This window comes from Halorubrum tibetense (assembly GCF_055396225.1).
Window position 1 is genome coordinate 1,667,321 of sequence record NZ_AP043742.1, and the last position, 17,534, is coordinate 1,684,854.

Sequence of the window (17,534 nt, forward strand, 5' to 3'; positions counted from 1 at the left end):
TGGGGCGACAGGAGACCCGTCGGCCGAACAGTACCCTTTTGTGCGGCTCTCGCGACGATCGAACCGATGAGCGAGACCGCACGCGAGGAGCTCTCCCGCCGGATCGCGGGGGAAATAACCCTCAGCGACGATCCGGGGGCGACCCTCCGTAAGTGGCGGACCGACTTCGACGTTTCTCAGACGGAGCTGGCCGACCAGCTCGGGGTGTCGTCGTCCGTCGTCTCCGACTACGAGAGCGGTCGCCGCGAGAGCCCCGGTATCGGCGTCGTCCGACGAACCGTCGAGGGGTTGCTCGACATCGACGAACGGCGCGGGGGCGGTCGACTCCGCCAGTACGCCCGGGTGCTCTCGGCGGGGTTCGAGAGCGACATCGTTCACGACCTCCGGGAGTACGCCACCGCGGTTCCGCTCGACGCGTTCTACGACGCGATGGGCGCGACGGAGATCGTCCGCGGCGACCGCGACCACGTCAACGGCCACACGGTGATCGACTCCATTCAGGCGATCACCCGGCTCTCGAGCGAGGAGTTCTACCGGCTGTACGGCCAGTCGACGAACCGTGCGCTGGTGTTCACGCGAGTGACCCGTGGGGAGTCGCCGTTGGTCGCGATGCGGGTCGTCAGCCCGACGCCGAACGCCGTCGTGCTCCACGGTATCGAGGCCGACGACCTCTGGGAGCACGCCGGCGACCTCGCCCGCGTCGACGGGTTCTCCCTGGCGACTTCGACGCGCGACCTCGACGCCTGCCTCGCGGACCTCCGGGAGCTGTGATCACTTCGGGCTTATCCAACGAGGGATACCACGATCACCACTCCTGCCGCGATCGCACCCATCTCCCCGACAAAAAGTCGAAACAGGCTCTTCGAGATCACTGCTGATTCAAATACCCAAACTGAGAACGCGATCAAAGTCACACCGAACACGACTTCGGAGTGATAAAACGCTAGAACCGTCAACAGGGCTCCGATATAAACGCTGATCGAGTACCGCCAATCCTCTCCAACACTACAACGATCGTCCAAATAGTACGCGCATATGGGGATCACAATAAATATAAGAAGGTTTATGAATAATTCCGGTGGAATAGATAGATCCATACCAGCTGGCAATACGATATTTAAAAACGGGACGATAGCCACTATTGAAGAAACTACCATGTACGAAAGAACGATATTATTTTTCATATCAATTCTATAAATCAACCGATTAAATACTTTGTGTGAAGGGCCCAGAGATCCGATCTTCACTTATGTACCGGCTCTACGAACACTGTGTATGAGCGACGACCCATCCTACGCCGACCGCCTCCGGGCCAACCGCCGGGAGAAAGACGAGTTCTTCGCCGATCACCCGCAGTCGCCGATCCCGCCTGAACACCGCGACGGCTTCGACGGGCTCGACTACTTCGACCCCGACCCGGAGTACCGCGTCGAGGCGACCGTGACCGTCCACGACGACCCCGAACCGGTCGAGATGGAGACCACCGCGAGCAACCCGGTTCGGTACCTCCGGGTCGTCACGTTCCGGTTCGCGCTCGACGGCGAGACGTACACGCTCGCGGGGTACCGCCAAGAAGGCGACGACGGCGCGATATTCGTCCCGTTCCGCGACAAGACGACCGGCCAGCAGACGTACCATCAGGGGCGATACATGGAGCTCGAACCCGAGGGTTCACTCGCCGACGGCGACGCCGTCACGCTCGATCTCAACCTCGCGTACAACCCGTTCTGTGCGTACAGTGAGACGTTCGCGTGTCCGCTCCCGCCAGAGGAGAACTGGCTGGAGACCGTCGTCCCCGCCGGCGAGAGAGCCCCGACGCTCGAGTGACCGGTCACCCATCTTATACGTAAAAACGGACGTCACCGCTCGATAGATACGGAGACACCGGGGTCGGAGGGCGACCTCACACCGATTCTTCGTACCGGTCGATCGCCCGATCCGCGCCCGCGGCGAGGAATCCGGCGTCGGTACCGACGATCAGGAAGTCGAAGCCGGCGTCGAGCCACGCGTCGATCCGCTTCTCGCTCGTCGCCAGCGTTCCGACGGGGATCCCCGCCATCTCCGCTGCGGCGACGCTTCGGGTTATCGCCGTCTCGAACGCGGGGTCGTCGAACGCGCGAAACCGGCCGAGCGACGCCGACAGGTCGGCTGGACCGACGAACAGCGCGTCGATCCCGGCCACGTCGGCGATCGCCTCGGCGTTCTCGACTCCCCTCTCCGTCTCGATCTGGGCTATCACCGCGACCTCGTCGTTCGCGGTCCGAACCGTCTCGTCGATCCGTCTCCCGTAGGCGGAGGCGCGCCCGAGACCGACACCGCGGGTGCCGGTGTTCACGGAGCTGCTGCCGTCTCCCTTGGATCCCTCCGCTTCTGCGGGAGCGTCGTCGGCCTCCTGTGACGGATAGCGACACGCCCGAGCCAGTTCGCGGGCCGATTCGACCGTGTTCACCTGCGGTGCCATCACCCCCGCCGCCCCCGCGTCGAGGGCGCGTGCGATACGGGTCGCGTCCACCTCCGCCACCCTGACGAGGGGCTCCGTCGCCCCGGATACGGCTTCGACCGCACGGATCCCGTTCTCGACGGCTTCCGTCGTCGCCGTCGCGTGTTCGGTGTCGATCGCCACGAAGTCGAACGCGGCGGTCGCTAGGGCTTCGGCCACGCTCGGCGACGGGAGCGAGCACCAGCCGCCGACCGGCCGATCGCCCGCTCGCAGCTTCCGTTTCAGATCCATACCGACCGTTCTCGTACGGCAGTAATAAGGGTCGGTGCGGCCGGACCGCACGGATCTCGGGCCGGCGTCACCACTTGGCGCGCGAGAGAACGGGCTGAAAAGCGGGACCGACTACAGTCGACCGACGTTCTCGACGGAGACGGACTCGACGTCCTCGACGTCGGCGAACGCCTCCTCGACGGCCTCGGTGCCGCCCGCGCCGTCGGGGACGATGACGGTCGGGAGCAGTGCGACGAGCCCGAACGCGACGTCGTCGCGCTCGAAGCCGCGGATCTTCGCTCCTTGCGGGAGCGACTCCTCGAGCTTGTCCTGGAGGTCGTCAAGGTCGACTTCGGGACTGTTCGGCATCACTTTGATCTTGGCTGCGACGTCGCCCATGTTATGGCCCCCGGAAGCCACAGTCGTGGCACTCGTAGAGGTTGCTCTGCTTTCGGCACTTCGCGCATCGGTGGATCGTCGCGCCACAGTCCGGGCAGGCGAACCGCGCGGCGCTCATCCCGGACACCTGGATGCCACAGGAGACACACTGCTGTGTGCTCCGGCTTTCGGTTTCGCTCATACCTGTTCTCACCGGCGCGCGACGTTTAACCGTTGTTCTTTGCCGTCGCCCCGGGGTGAGCAGTGTCGTGGGTCGGTCTCACCCCGCTCGTGCCCGCGTGTCCTTACGAAAGCATCAGCGGACCGATCAACACGCCCATCAGATGCACCCGGCGCGCGCCGAGCCGCGGTGGAACGAGTCCGAGAAGCGCCGAGACGGCGAAGACGCCGACGCCGAACACTCCCGCGAACGCGAACGAGACGCCGACGAGCAACGTCAACACGGCGACCGACAGCGTGGTGTAGTCGGCGTTCCCGACGACGCGCAGGTAGGCGTCGCCGACGAGGAGGACGAGCGTGAACCCACACACCGCGGCGGTCGCGACCGCGACGAGAAGGACGGGAAGCGCGAGCGGGACGCCGGCCTCCTCGATGGCGACGGTGACGCCGGTTCGGGGCGTCCCCAACGCGGCGAGTGCGAACAGCGCGAACACCGTGTTGGCCGTGTTCGCGCCGCTCGTCGCGACGATGAACCCCCTGTCGGCTTCCCGTCGGGGGACGGCGGGAAGCGCCGCGACGGCCGCGATCGCCGCGGAGACGCCGGGCACGTAGCCGACGATCGCGCCCGCGAACGACCCCGCGGTCGCGCTGACGCCGAGGTCGCGTTTCCCCATCGTGATCCGCGCGTCCGACTGCGGTGGAACGCCCTTGCCACCGAGCGCGTCGATCAGGACGGGCGCGCCGAACAGCCCGGTGAAAAGCGGTGCGAGCATGCCGCCCGCAGAGAGCGGCGCGGCGGGAGTCACGTCGAGCGTGGCGGCCCCGAGGGCGGCGCTCGCGAGGAACGCACAGAACCCGCCGACCGCCGACCGTCGCGACGACTCGGTGACGACGAGGAACACGACCACACCGCCAAGCAGAAGCGGAAGGTGCGTCCTGACGGTCGGGTAGCCGCGAACCATGAGCCACGTGATCGGAACCGCGAGCGGCACCGCTAGCGCGACGGCGAGCCCGGAGCCGACCGCCGACAGGCGCAGCGCCTCCCGCCCCCGTCCCGCGACGACGAGCCGGTGGCCGGGGAGGGCGGCGACCGCGGTCGCGGCGTCCGGTACGCCGAGCGCGAGCGCCGGGACGATATCGAGAAACGAGTGGACGACGCCCGCGCCGAGCATGGCGACGCCGACGAGCAGCGGGTCGGCGGGGATCGACGGCGCGACGCCCGCGAGCACCAGCGCGAAGTTGTTGGCATGGAGCCCAGGAACGAGCCCGCTCACCGCCCCGAGCGCCGCGCCGCCGAACAGGAACGCGAGGGCGGCGACGGCGAACGTCGGATCGAGCACCGGGCGGACCAACGCGTCCATCCCGACTGGGTGGCCGCGCTATCGGGGATAAACGGTTGGATAGGAGAGTCGGCTCGGGCTCGCCTCGACCGCTACGGCGGCTGCTCGGGAACGAACGCGTGGAACGCGAGCGAAGAACCGATCAGGCCGCGGCCGCCGCCTGTGACTTCTTTTGGGTGATGTAGCCGGCGATGCGGTTGCGGACACCCTTCGATTCGACGGTCGTCAGCGCGGAGACGCTCTCCTTGTTCGTCTCGAAGTCGGTGTTGAACGACTCCGGATACCGCTCGAGCAGCACGTTCGCGAGCTGCTTGATGTACTTGGGTTTGATAGCCATACGGAGCGATACCGGCGGCGCGGACTAAAAGGGTTCGTTCCCGTCTGAGCGCCCGCCTGCGAGTGCGAGCGCGGCCTCCGGGCCCCGTTCCTGCCGACGACACCCGAGGCCGTCGACCCGTTGACGCTACGTTCCCCGGCCGTCCCCCGGAGCGCTGCCCGTCTCGTCGTCCGTCCGATCCGAGTCCATCGATCGCCACCCTGTCGCCCGGTCGATCCGCGCGAACGCCTCGCGCTCCGCCGGGCCGCCACAGCGGTCGACCACGTCGGCGAAGTACCGGAGGCGGTCGAGCAGCTCGGCCGTGTCGTAGGCGGGAACGTCGAGCCGTGAGGCGGCCACCGTGGCGTCGATCACCGCGCCGAACCCCCGGTTGACGGTCGAGACCCGCTTCGACCGGATCTCGGACTCGACCGGAGTCAACGCCCATGTCCGGACGGTGACCTCTCCCCGATCCTCACTCGCGACCCGTTCGGCGCGGACCTCGACCCACGCGTCCGCGTTAGGAAGGACGGGATCCGGCTCCTCCCGGACCGTGAGCGCGGCGTCGACGAACTCTCGCGGGTCGGACGTGAACTGCACCACGCCGCCTCCGCGCTCGGTGAAGTTCCGCCACGTCCGGGTCCGGCCGAACGTGCGGGCGGTGACCGTACCCGACTGGGACGAGGCGTCGGATGACGGGTGCGAGGCGTCACCCTCGCCGTGTTCCGGCGCGTGGAGGCCGAGCGCGGCGACGTTCCACCGGTCGTTCGGGCCGAGCGTCGCCACCACCGACTCCGTGACGCCTCGCAGGGCGACGGGCCACCCGGGGTCGCTCACGGATCGACCCCCGTCCCCTCTGCCCCCGAATTCCGGACCGACACGCCACGCCTGATCGCCACGTACAGCGCCGCACAGGTGATGTCAGCGGTGGTGCCCGGGTTGATCCCCTCGTCGACGAACGCCGCCGCCAACGACTCCACGTCGGCGAGGTCGACCGCGTGGACCGCCTCGGTCGACGGGGGCCGTCCGGCGTCCGGGTCGGCGTCCGCGACCAGCTCGGCGGCCCGTCGACTCGCTTCGCGGGCGGCTTCGGGGCCGTGTGCGGTCGCGACGAGCGTGTCGGGCTCGGTCGCGAGCAGCCCGAGGAACGCGCGCGCCGCCCGGTCGACGATCGGCCCCTCGTCGGTGACGATCCACTCCGCGGCGCGGAACGTTCGCGGGAACCCCTCGACCCACTCCTGGGCGTTGCGGTCGGGCACCCGATCCCGCGCTCCGGGCTTCGACGACGGATCGTCCCGCGCGGGTGACGATCCGCCGGCGGAGGTCTCCATCACGTCGCGAAGCGTGATCCCCCGGTCACGGAGGGTCGGTTCGGCATCGCTCCCGCGACGGACGTCGAGCTCGGTCGCGTCCGGCGGCGGGTCGCCGACCGCGACGTCGACGTGTTCGAACGCCGCGTAAAACCGGACCGCATCGTCGACGGTCGTCCGGCGGGCGACGCGATCGACGCCCTCGGGGGACACGTCGCCCTCTCGGGTCGCCCGGAGCAGCGGCGTGAGCAGGAGCAGACAGCCGAACTGGGTGTTGGTGCCGGCACGGTCGGCCATTCCGGCGACCGCGCGCTCGAAGGCGTGGCCGACGGCCCCATCGCGAGCGGCCCGTTCGAGCCCGGCGCGAGCGCCGACTCCGCCGGCGAGGAACGACTCGAACCGGAGGTCCTCGAGGTCTCGACGCCGGTCGACGTTCCCGGGTTTCGGCGTCCCCGCGACCTCCAGTAACAGCGCGAGGACGGCGTCGTCGACGGCCGAACGCCGCGGCGGCGCGGTCATCGTGACGCCCCCGGCGGTCGCCGGGATATCGGGCCGGCGTCGGTGGTCGTCTCGCCCCAGTCCCCGTCGACCGTCGCGTCGTCCTGTACATCCGCCGTTCCACTCTCCGCTCCGTTCAGCAGCCCCTCACGCCAGACCGCCATTGCCTCGGCGATCCGGGAGAGGGCTCGCGGGTCGTCGCTCGGCCGCCCGACGCTCACCGCGTCCGCGCCGTGGGCCGCGTACGCGCCGACCGTCTCCCGTCCCCGCACCCCGTTGTTGGCGACGACCGTCGGAGCGTCCTCCCTGCCGACGGCCGCCGAGAGGTCGGCGACGACGGCTTCGCTGTCCATCGCGTCGACGTGGATCCACGCCGCACCCGCGTTCGAAACCTCGGTCGCGACCTTGACGAGGTCGACGCCGGGCACCTCGGCGCGGAGCTTCACGCTCGTCGTCGCGCCCGACTCCACCGCGGCCGAGACGTACTCGGCCAGCCGGTCGGGGTCGGTCAGCAGCGCCTCGCCGCACCCGACCGCGCACAGCTCGGGCTGGCGGCAGTGGGCGTTGATCTCACACACCGCGTCGTGGGCGGCACAGACCGCGGCCGCTTCCCGTATCGGCTCCACGGTCGCGCTTCGGACGTTGACACCGGGGTGGACGGGATCGCTGGCGACCGCGCGACACTGGCGGTCGATCCACGAATAGGGGTCCGCGGGGAGGAACTCCGACCGGCCGCGGTCGACGAGGTCACGTGCGGCCGCCCGGCTCGCCGGGTCGAGCGCGATCCCACCCATCACGGCGCAGTCGACGTACGGGGCGGCCGTCCGCGCCCACTCCGCGTCGGCCTCGCCGCTGAGGCTGGCCGCCACGAGGAACGGGTCGCCGGGGGTCACGCGACCGCCTCCAGCGCGCGACGGCACGCGCCAGCGACCCGCTCGGCGTCGTCAGCGTCGTCGATCCGGGTGTCGGTCCGCTCGACGTGACACGTGAGCTCGGTCGGGTCGTCGTGGTCGAGGACGAACGCGTCCGCGAACGGGTACGCGTCGGCGACGCCGGCGGTCGAGGGGTCGGAGCCGACGCCCGCCATCAGATCCGCGGCCGGTCCGGAGAACACCTGATCGCCGACGAACGGCGACACGGCGACGACCGGCGTCGATGAAAGGGCAGCCTCGAACCCCGGGACTGCGAGCATCGGCCCGATGCTGGTCACCGGGTTCGAGGGACCGATCACGACCGGCTGCGTGAGCGCGCGCTCGACCGCGGCGGTCGGCTCCGCGTCGGCCGCGCCGCGGAACTCGACGTCGGCGACCCCGGGCTCGCCGCGGCGGTCGACCCAATACTCTTGGAAGTGGATCGTCTCGCCCGCCTCGGTGTGGATCAGCGTCGCGACGGGGTCGTCGGACATCGGCAGGAGGTCGACGTCGAGGTCGAACGCGTCCGCGAGGGTCCCCGTGACCTCGGTGAGCGTGTGGCCCTCGTCGAGCAGGCTCGTCCGCGTGACGTGGACGGCGCGGTCACGGTCACCGATCTCCATGAACTCCGCGACGCCCGAGAACCGCCGCCATCGGGCTATCTCGCGGCCCGTGGTCTGTGCCGCGTCGTCGAGATACCGGGGACCCGTCTCCAGCCCGGCCGCGTCCGCGAGCCGCACCAGCTCCGCGTGCGTCGCGGTCGTGTCGTCGGCGATCCCCCACCACGTCTCGCGGTCGAGGACGCCACCGCCGGCGAACAGCACCGTGTCCACGTCCGGACAGACGAGGTGGCCGCCGAGCTCCACGTCGTCGCCCGTGTTGGCGACGACCGAGACCTGTTCCGAGTCCCAGACTCGGGTCGCGCCGTCGAGGAGCTTCGGCGTCCCCGTGCCGCCGGCGAGGAACGTAACCATACGTCCGCAAGGCGACGCCCGGATTTGTATCCTCGGCTCCGTCCGCGACGCGTGGACTTCGGACCGAGACCCGAGAGCGGGGACCGGTCCGCGGGACGCTTTCTCCGGCCGAGCTCACGGTAGCAAGTGCTCACGCTACCGACCGGCTCACGCTACCGACCGGCTCACCCCCTCGGCGACTTATCCCGCCGCCAACAGCTTCAGTCGGAGCTCTCGCTCCTCGACCTCGTATTTGAACGCCGGGTGACCGTCGATCAGGACGTACGGGACGCGCTCGCCGTACTCCGCGGCGAGCTCGGGGTCGGTGTCGACGTCGACCAGCTCGATATCGACCTCCACGTCGAGGTCGGCGGCGACGCGCTCGACCGTCTCGTGGGCGACGACGCACAACGAACAGTTCTCTCGGGTGTATATCGTCACGGGGACGGTCACCTCATCGCCCGCGCTCGACTCCTCGGTATCGGGTCCACTCCCTCGGGAGTCGGTGTCGGATCCGTTCTCTCTCCCGTCGGTGTCGCTCACGCTCGCAGACGAGTCACGGAGGGGTGAGAGGGTTTCGGTCCGGCCGATCCCCGTACCGGTTACTCGCCGTCCGGCTCCGCGAGGAACTCCACGTCGCCCGCGACGACCGCGCTCGCGATGACCCCGCTGCCGACGAGCAGCGCGACCACCATCGTGGTCAGTGTCACCGTCAGCGGATCCCCGCCTATCGAGACGCCGACGAACGCCCCCACGGCCCCGCCGACCCCGCCGGCGATCACCGCGAGCGTCTTGGCCTCGCTCATATCGTTCGATTCCCTAACGCGGGTAATAAGCGTTCGCTCCGGGTTCTCCCCGCTGATAACGGGCGACGCCGACCCTGACGGGGCGGGAGCGGGGACGGCGTCACCAGCCACGCCACCGAGTGTCCCCACCCGTGAGGTCAACGCGGGTACTGCCGACCCAGGTTGACCCCGTCGTCGTCGGTCGGTTCCTCGTCGTCCGCCGTCGCCTCGCCACCTGGACTCACGCTCCCCGTCCGGTAGCCGGCCATGTCGAGCGTGACGTACTCGAAACCGAGATCGGCCAGGTGCTCGTGAACTGCCTCCGCGAACGCCGGGTCGAGAGCGCGTTCCAGCTCGTCCGGCGCGATCTCCACCCGTGCGAGTCCGTCGTGGTCGCGAACGCGAAACCCCTCGAACCCCCACTCCCGGAGCAGTCGCTCCGCCTTCTCCACGCGGGTCAGCCGCTCCTCGGTGACCTCCAAGCCGGTGGGGATCCGCGAGGAGAGACACGCCATCGACGGTTTGTCGGCCACGGAGAGCCCGTACGCCCCCGCGATCGCCCGGACTTCGGGTTTGCCGATCCCGGCGTCCAGCAGCGGCGAGCGGACGTCGAGCTCGTCGACCGCGCGAAGCCCGGGCCGATGCCCCTCGCCGGGGTCGTCGGCGTTCGTCCCGTCACACACCGTCTCGATCCCGAGCTCGTGGGCGCGGTCGTACATCCGACCGAGCCGCATCGTCCGGCAGTGGTAACACCGGTCGCCGTCGTTGGCGACGAAGTCGGGATCGTCGAGCTCCGAGAACGTCACCGTGTCGTGCCGGATCCCGATCTCCGCGGCCACCCGCCGTGCGTCGTCGAGCTCCGCCGCCGGGAGCGTCTCGCTACGGGCGGTACAGGCGACCGCGTCGTCGCCGAGAGCGTCGTGTGCGAGCGCCGCGACGACGGAGGAATCGACCCCGCCGGAGAACGCGATCAGTACGCGCTCACGGCCTCGGAGGGACTCGCGAGCCGCCCGCGCTTTCGCCGCCGTGTCCGGGTCGAGACCGTCAGCCGACACGCTCCCCGTCTCGCCGACGGCCAGCGGGTCGGCCGAGTCGTCCGCTCCGGACGCGGTAGCCTCTCGATCCATGCCACGCGTTCGGGGGCGGCGGGAAAAAACGCGTCGGCATGGAGGCGGACGACCCGTATCCTTTTGCGCGTTGCCGCGATATCGACCCACGAATGGAGCTGGAGGCGATCCCCGGCGTCGGCGAGAAGACGGCCGAAGCGCTGCGGGCGCTCGACGACCCGGAGGCGACCGTCGCGTCCGGCGACGTCGCCGCTATCGCGCGCGCACCGGGCGTGAACGAAGCGCGCGCGGTCCGCGTCGCCCGCGGTGCGATCCGCAACCGGCACGACGACGCCGGCCGCGTCCTCGCGACCGACCGTGCCCGCGAGGTGTACCGCGACGCGCTCGGCCTGTTACAGGAGCGGGCGGTCACCGACTACGGAGAGAAACGCTTGGAGACGTTCTACCCGAGCGCCTCCCCCTCGCGGGTCGCGGAAGTACAGGCGTTCGCGGCCGACGCGATCGAACGCGAGCCCGACCCGGCCGTCCTCGACGCGCTCGCCGGCGTCGAACCGCTCACCGACCCACCGACCGTCCGTGTCCGCGAGCGATGCCTCGCGACCGCGGACGCCGAACGCTACGCCGAGGCGGAAGCGGCCGTCCCGGAGCTCTCCGTCGAGACCGTCGAGGACACACACGATATCGCCGAGCTCGCTCGGTCGTATGCGACCGTAATCGTCCTCGACGAGGCGTTCGCGGGGATGGACGTCGAAGGCGATGTCCACGTCCGGCCGGACGCGCTTGAATCCCCAGCGGAGACGGTTCCTGAGCGACTACTCGCCTTCTTCGCCGCGAACCGCGACCGACTGGAGGCGGCGATAACGGTCCACGAGGCGGCGGCCGACGCCGGCACACCGATCACGGCTGACGGCGACGCCGACGGTGACCCCGCCGCCGACCTCGAGGCCCTCCGTGACGCGCTCTCGCGGCTCGACGAGGACGCGACGATCGTCGGCGACACGGAGCTGACGCGGCTGACCGACGCGGTCGCCGACCTCGACGCCGCCGTCGCCACCGCGGAGTCGGTCGCCGACGACCGGCTTCGCGAGGCGATCCGCGAACGCGATGTCACCATCGAGGGAACCGACTTCCTCTCGCTCGTCGAGCAAGGGGCGCGCGTCGACTCCCTCCTCGACCGCGAGCTCGCCGACGAGTACGACGAGGCGATGGAGCGCGCCCGCGAGCACCTCGTCGACGCGCTGGCGCTGAAGCCGGCGGAGGCCGACCTCGCCGCCCGCGTCTTCGGCGGCGATCCGACGTTCCCGGTCGAGCACGACGCGACCGCCGTCTCCCGGCTCGAAACCGAGCTGAGCGCCACACGTGACCGCCGGGCGGCACGACTCAAAGCCGAGCTCGCGAACGACCTCGCGGAGCTACGGGGTCCCGTCGAGACGCTCGTCCGCGACGCCCTCGAACTGGACGTCGAGCTCGCTGTCTCCCGGTTCGCCCGCGAGTTCGACTGCGTGATGCCCGAGGTGGTCGATCCGGGCGACGGCGGGGGGGACGGGTTCCACATCGAAGGTGGGCGGTCCCCGCTGCTCGACGTCGCGTTCGACGCGGTCGAGCCCGTCGACTACGCCGTCTCCGGCCCGACGCTGCTCTCGGGGGTGAACTCCGGCGGCAAGACCTCGACCCTCGACTTGGTCGCGCTCGTCGTGGTGCTCGCGCAGATGGGGATGCCCGTCCCGGCCGCGTCGGCGCGGATCGAGCGGTTCGAGGAGCTCCACTACTACGCGAAATCACAAGGGACCCTCGACGCGGGCGCGTTCGAGGCGACGCTGCGGGACTTCGGCGACCTCGTCGAGGGGGCGGCGGGCCGTCTCGTCTTGGTCGACGAGCTGGAGTCGATCACGGAGCCCGGCGCGTCCGCGAAGATCATCGCGGGCATCCTAGAGGCGCTCGACGGACAGGACGCCACGGCGGTGTTCGTCTCCCACCTCGCTCGGGAGATCCGCGCCGCTGCAACGTTCGACGTCGCCGTCGACGGCATCGAGGCCGAGGGGCTCGTCGACGGCGAGCTGCGGGTGAACCGCTCGCCGCGGAAGGGTCACCTCGCGCGGTCGACGCCGGAGCTCATCGTCGAGAAGCTCGCCGAGGACCGCGAGAGCGACTTTTATGCGAAGTTGCTGGAGAAGTTCTGAGCGGACGTCTCTCGACCCGATCGGTCGTTCGGACTCAATCGTCGCCGAGCTCCGCCGTGACCGTGATCTCGACGTCGAGCGGTGCGGGGAGTCGAGACACCTCGACGCAGGTCCTCGCCGGATACGGCTCCGAGAGGAACGAACGGTACGCCTCGTTCACCGCGTCGTAATCGTCCATGTCGGTGAGATAGACGGTCGCCGTCACGATCGCGTCGGTCGACGTCCCGGCCGCCTCCAGTATCGTGGCGACGTTCGCGAGGGTCTGAGTCGTCTGTTCGGCCACCGATTCGGGTGCCTCGCCCGTGTCGGGATCCACGCCCGTCTTTCCCGAAACGTGGACCGTGTCACCGGAGACGATCCCCTGGGAGTACGGGCCGAGGGCCTCCGGCACGTCGTCGGTCGTGATCTCTCGCATCGGTCGAAGCGACGACGCACCCGCACATCAAGATACGGGTCGCAGGAGCGGTTCCGTGCGGAATTTCGGTCTTGTCAGACGGATGTCCCGTGGTTCTCGCCGGAGTGTGTCGGCCGCACTCCGGAAACACGGGTCTTCCGCCTACAGCAGCGGCAACAGGACCGCCCGCGCCAGTCCGAGGAAGACGAAGAATCCGAGCACGTCGGTCGCCGTCGTGATGAAGATGGTCGCCGACGTGGCGGGATCGAATCCGAGTCGATCGAGAACCAGCGGCGTGATCGCGCCGAAGAACCCGGCGATGACGAGGTTCGCGACCATCGATATGCCGATGACCGCGCCGAGCGCGAGCCCGAACTCGCCGAATGAGAAGGCGGTCGCGATGACCGCCACGAGCGCGCCGGTGATAATTCCGTTCGCCGCTCCGGCGATGACCTCGTTCGCGACGACGCGCTTCCCGGTCGACAGCGACACCTGTCCGAGGGAGATGCCGCGAACCGTGACCGCCATCGCCTGCGTCCCGGCGTTGCCTCCCATCCCGGCGACGACCGGCATGTACGCGGCGAGGATCGCGACCGCGGCGATCGTCGACTCGAACAGCCCCACGACCGCGGCGGCCATGAACGCCGTCCCGAGGTTGAGGATGAGCCACTTGTACCGCCGCCGGACCTTCTCGGCCGGCCCGTCGAGGACGCTCTCCTCTTCGGAGACGCCGGTAAACTCGTACAGCGTCTCGCCGGCGGCCTCGTCGATCAGCCGCAGGAGGTCGCTCGCGTAGATCACGCCGAGAATGTCCTCCTCCTCGTCGAGCACCGCGACGGTCCGCTCGCTGTTCTCTCGGAACACCGCGAGCACGTCCTCGTCGTCGCTGTCGTACCTGACGGAGGGCGTCTCTTGGACGTAGTCCGTGACCGCGTCCGTCTCCGGGTCCGCGGTCGACAGCGCCGTCCCGGGGAGCTCGCCGAGGAGGTGTTCGTCCTCCGTGACGAGGATCGTCGGTGTCCGGTCGGTCCGCCGTTTGAACCGGCGGACGCGATCCGTCACTGCCCCAAACGACCGGTCGGCGTCGACAGTGACGTAATCGAGGTTCATCACGCCGGCTGCGCTCTCGGGGTCGAACGACAGCAGGAACTCGACCTTCTCGCGGCGAGTCTCATCGAGCGTCGCGAGTAGCGTGTCGCGGGTCCCCTCGTCGACGTAGCCGAGGACGTCCGTGATCTCGTCGGGGTCCAGCCGATCGAGAAACGTCTCCAGTTCAGTGCGGCTCATGTCAGCCGCGACCGCCGCTCTGACGTCCTCGGCGAGCGAGAAGTAGACGTCCCGCCACTCCCGCTCCGGAAGCGACGTGAGCTCGTCGCCCGGTCGCGACGACATGGCGATCGTCTCCTGGATCGACTCGGGTTGGACTCCCATACAGGGTACGCGTCAGCTGGTCACTAAACAGCGGCGACACCGACATCGACGCCCTGGAGCTGCCGCTCAGTCGTCGCTCGCCGCCTTCGCCGGTTTCCGGCGGTCGTTTCGCGGCCCCTCCAGCTCCACGGCCGGCAGCAGGTCGCGCAGGTACCGTCCGGTGTGTGAGTCGTCGTCGCGGGCCACCTCCTCCGGCGTTCCGCTCGCGACGAGCTCGCCGCCGCCCTCGCCACCCTCCGGGCCGAGGTCGATGATGCGGTCGGCGTTCTTCACGAGGTCGAGCTCGTGTTCGATGACGACCACCGTGTTGCCGCCGTCGACGAGCCGGTGGAGCACGTCGATCAGCTTGCGCTCGTCCTCCTTGTGGAGCCCCGTCGTCGGCTCGTCGAGCAGATAGAGGGTGTCGCCGGTCGCCTTCTTGCCGAGCTCCTCGGCGAGCTTGACGCGCTGGGCCTCACCCCCCGAGAGAGTCGTGGAGGGCTGACCCAGTTCCATGTAGCCGAGTCCGACGTCTTTCAAGAGCTTGAGGCGGCGCTGGAGCCCCTGGTGGCTCTCGAAGAAGTCGTACGCTTCGTCGACGCTCATGTCGAGCACGTCGGCGATCGTCGCGCCCTTATACGTAACGTCGAGCGTCTCGTCGTTGTACCGGGCACCGCCACACTGCTCACAGGGGACGTACACGTCCGAAAGGAAGTTCATCTCGATTTTGACCGTGCCCTGTCCGCCACACTCCTCACAGCGGCCGCCTTTCACGTTGAACGAGAAGCGCCCCTTCTCGTAGCCGCGCCGCTTCGAGAGCTTGGTCTCGGCGAACAGCTCCCGGACGTAGTCGAACACGTCCGTGTACGTCGCGGGGTTCGAGCGCGGCGTCCGTCCGATCGGCGACTGGTCGATGAGTCGCACCGTCTCGATCCCGTCCATCCCCTCGATCGCGTCGTGGTCGCCGGGATCGACCGAGGTGTTGTCGTTCATCTCTCGCACGAGTCCTTTATAAAGGATGTCGTGGACGAGCGTCGACTTGCCGGAGCCGGAGACGCCGGTGACGGCCGTGAGCGTCCCGAGCGGGATCGGTACGTTCAGATCCGTCAGGTTGTGCTGGCGAGCGCCCCGGACGACGAGCTCGCCGTCGGGCTCGCGGCGCTCGTCGGGGACCGGGATCTCCTTGCGGCCCGCGAGGTAGTCCGCCGTGACGGAGCCGTCGGCGTCGACGATGTCGTCGAACTCGCCCTGAGCGACGACCTCGCCGCCGCGCTTGCCGGGACCGGGACCCATGTCGATCACGTGGTCGGCGCGGCGCATCGTCTCCTCGTCGTGCTCGACGACGACGAGCGTGTTGCCCAGGTCACGAAGGCCCGTGAGCGTGTCGAGCAGGCGGTCGTTGTCGCGCTGGTGGAGCCCGATCGAGGGCTCGTCGAGCACGTAGAGGACGCCCACGAGCCCCGAGCCGACCTGCGTCGCGAGCCGGATTCGCTGGCTCTCCCCGCCCGAGAGCGTCGACGCTTCCCGGTCGAGCGTGAGGTACTCCAAGCCGACCTCCTCCATGAAGCCGAGTCGTGCGCGGATCTCCTTGAGTATCTCCTCGGCGATCTTCGTGTCGCGCTCGCCGAGCCGCTCTTCCATCCCCTCGAAGTGCCGCCGGGCGTCGCCGATCGACAGCCGGTTCACCTCGGTGATCGGCGTGCCGTCGACGAGCACGTGTCTGGACTGCTCCTTGAGGCGAGTCCCGTCACACTCGGGGCAGGTCGTCACCGCCATGTACTCCTCGATGTGCTCGCGGGTGGACTGTGAGTCCGTCTCGACGTGGCGGCGCTCCAGGTTGGGGATGACGCCCTCGAAGCGCTTCTCCTTGCGCCGCGTCCCGTTCTTCGTCTGCCGGGTGAACACGACCTGCCGGTCCGTGCCGTAGAGGAACTGATCTCGGATATTTTCGTCGAGCTCGTTCCACGGGGTATCGACGCTCACGCCGAAGTGATCCGCGACGTTGTCGATCCGCGTCCGATAGTACGAGCGGTTGTACGACCACGCCTCGAACACGTGTTTGAGCGGTTTCGAGGGGTCCTCGATCACGAGATCCTCGTCGACCTCCTTCGTCGACCCGATCCCCTCACACTCCGGGCACGCGCCGTACGGGCTGTTGAAGGAGAACGAACGGGTCTCGATCGCCGAGAACTGGAAGTCGGAGTTGGGGTTACCGAGCGCTTCGGAGAACTCGACGACGAGACGATCGTCGCCGTCGGCGTCAGCCGCCAGCGACCCAGTCGAACGCGTGTTCGAGGCGAACGGGACGTCCGCGGGCGGGTCGGGAACGATCAGTTTGAGCGCGCCGCCGGCCTCTTCGAGGGCGGTCTCGACCGAGTCGGTGATCCGCGAGCGGGCGTCCGGACTCACCTTTACGCGGTCGACGATCACGTCGATCGTGTGGTCGTAGTTCTGGTCGAGCTCGGGGTCCGCGACGGTGAGGTCCATCGGCTCGCCGTCGACCTCCACGCGGGCGTACCCGTCGGCGACGAGCTCCTCGAACAGCTCCTCGAACGCCCCTTTCTGGTCGCGTACGACCGGCGCGGCGACCTTCGCACGGGTTCCCTCGGGGAGTTCGAGGACCTGTGCCACCATGTCCTGGGCGGACTGTTCGCCGACCTCCTCGCCGGTGACGGGGTCGTGCTGGGTGCCGATCCGGGCGTACAGCAGCCGGAGGTAGTCGTGCAGCTCGGTGACGGTCCCGACCGTCGATCGCGGGTTGTTAGCGGCGTTCTTCTGGTCGATGGAGATGGCGGGCGATAACCCCTCGACCGCCTCCACCTGCGGTTTGTCCATCTGTCCGAGGAAGTTGCGGGCGTACGCCGACAGCGACTCGATGTAGCGGCGCTGCCCTTCGGCGTAAACGGTGTCGAACGCGAGCGACGACTTCCCCGACCCTGAGAGGCCGGTGACGACCGTGAACTCCTCGCGCGGGATCCGGACGTCGAGGTCCTTGAGGTTGTGCTCCTCGGCACCGCGGACCTCGATGTAGTCCTTGCTCATGCTGGTCCACTGTTGCGCCCGCGCGCGGGAATACCCGTCGGTTTCGGCGATCGGATCCCG

19 protein-coding genes are annotated in these 17,534 nt (G+C 68.9%); 3 read left to right on the top strand and 16 right to left on the bottom strand.

The features are described from left to right. Positions 1–66 precede the first annotated feature (66 nt). Positions 67–771, top strand: a complete 705-nt coding sequence (locus ACZ5TV_RS08450) for a helix-turn-helix domain-containing protein (RefSeq protein WP_379780240.1) — start codon at positions 67–69, stop codon at positions 769–771. 11 nt (positions 772–782) lie between these two features. On the opposite strand, the gene ACZ5TV_RS08455 is transcribed toward ACZ5TV_RS08450, so the two are convergent. After that, the gene (locus ACZ5TV_RS08455) at positions 783–1,184 is read right to left on the bottom strand and encodes a hypothetical protein (protein WP_379780242.1); all 402 of its coding nucleotides are present in this window, start codon (positions 1,182–1,184) and stop codon (positions 783–785) included. A gap of 91 nt (positions 1,185–1,275) precedes the next feature. On the opposite strand from ACZ5TV_RS08455, the gene ACZ5TV_RS08460 reads away from it, so the two are divergent. Further along, positions 1,276–1,827 (top strand): DUF1684 domain-containing protein, encoded by a 552-nt coding sequence (locus ACZ5TV_RS08460; RefSeq protein ID WP_379780244.1) that lies wholly within the window; start codon positions 1,276–1,278, stop codon positions 1,825–1,827. A gap of 76 nt (positions 1,828–1,903) precedes the next feature. Here the strand turns inward: ACZ5TV_RS08460 and ACZ5TV_RS08465 are convergent, their stop codons facing one another. The 12 genes from ACZ5TV_RS08465 to larE form a co-directional block, all read right to left on the bottom strand. Beyond that, the gene (locus ACZ5TV_RS08465) at positions 1,904–2,731 is read right to left on the bottom strand and encodes an HpcH/HpaI aldolase family protein (protein ID WP_379780246.1); all 828 of its coding nucleotides are present in this window, start codon (positions 2,729–2,731) and stop codon (positions 1,904–1,906) included. Positions 2,732–2,842: 111 nt separating this feature from the next. Next, positions 2,843–3,109: an elongation factor 1-beta gene (locus tag ACZ5TV_RS08470; RefSeq protein WP_379780248.1), complete on the bottom strand. Its 267-nt coding sequence runs from the start codon at positions 3,107–3,109 to the stop codon at positions 2,843–2,845. A gap of 1 nt (position 3,110) precedes the next feature. Next, entirely contained in the window at positions 3,111–3,290 is a 180-nt protein-coding gene (locus ACZ5TV_RS08475; RefSeq protein WP_379780250.1) for an HVO_2753 family zinc finger protein, read from the bottom strand. Positions 3,291–3,393: 103 nt separating this feature from the next. Next, on the bottom strand, positions 3,394–4,629 hold the full coding sequence (locus tag ACZ5TV_RS08480) for a tripartite tricarboxylate transporter permease (protein ID WP_464383694.1): 1,236 nt from the start codon (positions 4,627–4,629) through the stop codon (positions 3,394–3,396). Between the two features lie 121 nt (positions 4,630–4,750). Then, complete coding sequence (locus ACZ5TV_RS08485) at positions 4,751–4,945, bottom strand: 30S ribosomal protein S17e (RefSeq protein WP_379783715.1); 195 nt, start codon at positions 4,943–4,945, stop codon at positions 4,751–4,753. A 126-nt stretch (positions 4,946–5,071) separates the two neighbouring features. Further along, a complete protein-coding gene (locus ACZ5TV_RS08490; protein ID WP_379783713.1) occupies positions 5,072–5,761 on the bottom strand; it encodes a DUF447 domain-containing protein in 690 nt (229 codons plus the stop codon). Beyond that, on the bottom strand, positions 5,758–6,753 hold the full coding sequence (locus ACZ5TV_RS08495) for a triphosphoribosyl-dephospho-CoA synthase (RefSeq protein ID WP_464383695.1): 996 nt from the start codon (positions 6,751–6,753) through the stop codon (positions 5,758–5,760). Before ACZ5TV_RS08495 ends, ACZ5TV_RS08490 begins: the two co-directional genes overlap by 4 nt. Continuing rightward, on the bottom strand, positions 6,750–7,625 hold the full coding sequence (locus tag ACZ5TV_RS08500; RefSeq protein WP_464383696.1) for a tRNA-dihydrouridine synthase: 876 nt from the start codon (positions 7,623–7,625) through the stop codon (positions 6,750–6,752). Before ACZ5TV_RS08500 ends, ACZ5TV_RS08495 begins: the two co-directional genes overlap by 4 nt. Further along, complete coding sequence (gene cofD, locus ACZ5TV_RS08505) at positions 7,622–8,617, bottom strand: 2-phospho-L-lactate transferase (RefSeq protein WP_464383697.1); 996 nt, start codon at positions 8,615–8,617, stop codon at positions 7,622–7,624. Before cofD ends, ACZ5TV_RS08500 begins: the two co-directional genes overlap by 4 nt. A gap of 180 nt (positions 8,618–8,797) precedes the next feature. Beyond that, positions 8,798–9,049, bottom strand: coding sequence for a glutaredoxin family protein (locus tag ACZ5TV_RS08510; protein WP_379783206.1), 252 nt, complete (start codon positions 9,047–9,049; stop codon positions 8,798–8,800). Positions 9,050–9,198: 149 nt separating this feature from the next. Beyond that, positions 9,199–9,402, bottom strand: a complete 204-nt coding sequence (locus tag ACZ5TV_RS08515; RefSeq protein WP_379783200.1) for a hypothetical protein — start codon at positions 9,400–9,402, stop codon at positions 9,199–9,201. A 137-nt stretch (positions 9,403–9,539) separates the two neighbouring features. Beyond that, positions 9,540–10,508, bottom strand: a complete 969-nt coding sequence (gene larE / locus ACZ5TV_RS08520) for an ATP-dependent sacrificial sulfur transferase LarE (RefSeq protein WP_379783198.1) — start codon at positions 10,506–10,508, stop codon at positions 9,540–9,542. Between the two features lie 92 nt (positions 10,509–10,600). Here larE and ACZ5TV_RS08525 point away from each other — a divergent pair, with 92 nt between their 5' ends. Next, on the top strand, positions 10,601–12,628 hold the full coding sequence (locus tag ACZ5TV_RS08525) for a MutS-related protein (protein ID WP_464383698.1): 2,028 nt from the start codon (positions 10,601–10,603) through the stop codon (positions 12,626–12,628). Positions 12,629–12,662: 34 nt separating this feature from the next. On the opposite strand, the gene ACZ5TV_RS08530 is transcribed toward ACZ5TV_RS08525, so the two are convergent. The 3 genes from ACZ5TV_RS08530 to uvrA all read right to left on the bottom strand — a co-directional run bounded on the left by ACZ5TV_RS08530 (position 12,663) and on the right by uvrA (position 17,474). Further along, entirely contained in the window at positions 12,663–13,043 is a 381-nt protein-coding gene (locus ACZ5TV_RS08530; protein WP_379781457.1) for a RidA family protein, read from the bottom strand. Between the two features lie 141 nt (positions 13,044–13,184). Beyond that, positions 13,185–14,453: a magnesium transporter gene (locus ACZ5TV_RS08535; protein ID WP_379781459.1), complete on the bottom strand. Its 1,269-nt coding sequence runs from the start codon at positions 14,451–14,453 to the stop codon at positions 13,185–13,187. A gap of 66 nt (positions 14,454–14,519) precedes the next feature. Next, positions 14,520–17,474: an excinuclease ABC subunit UvrA gene (gene uvrA / locus ACZ5TV_RS08540; RefSeq protein WP_379781461.1), complete on the bottom strand. Its 2,955-nt coding sequence runs from the start codon at positions 17,472–17,474 to the stop codon at positions 14,520–14,522. Positions 17,475–17,534 lie beyond the last annotated feature (60 nt).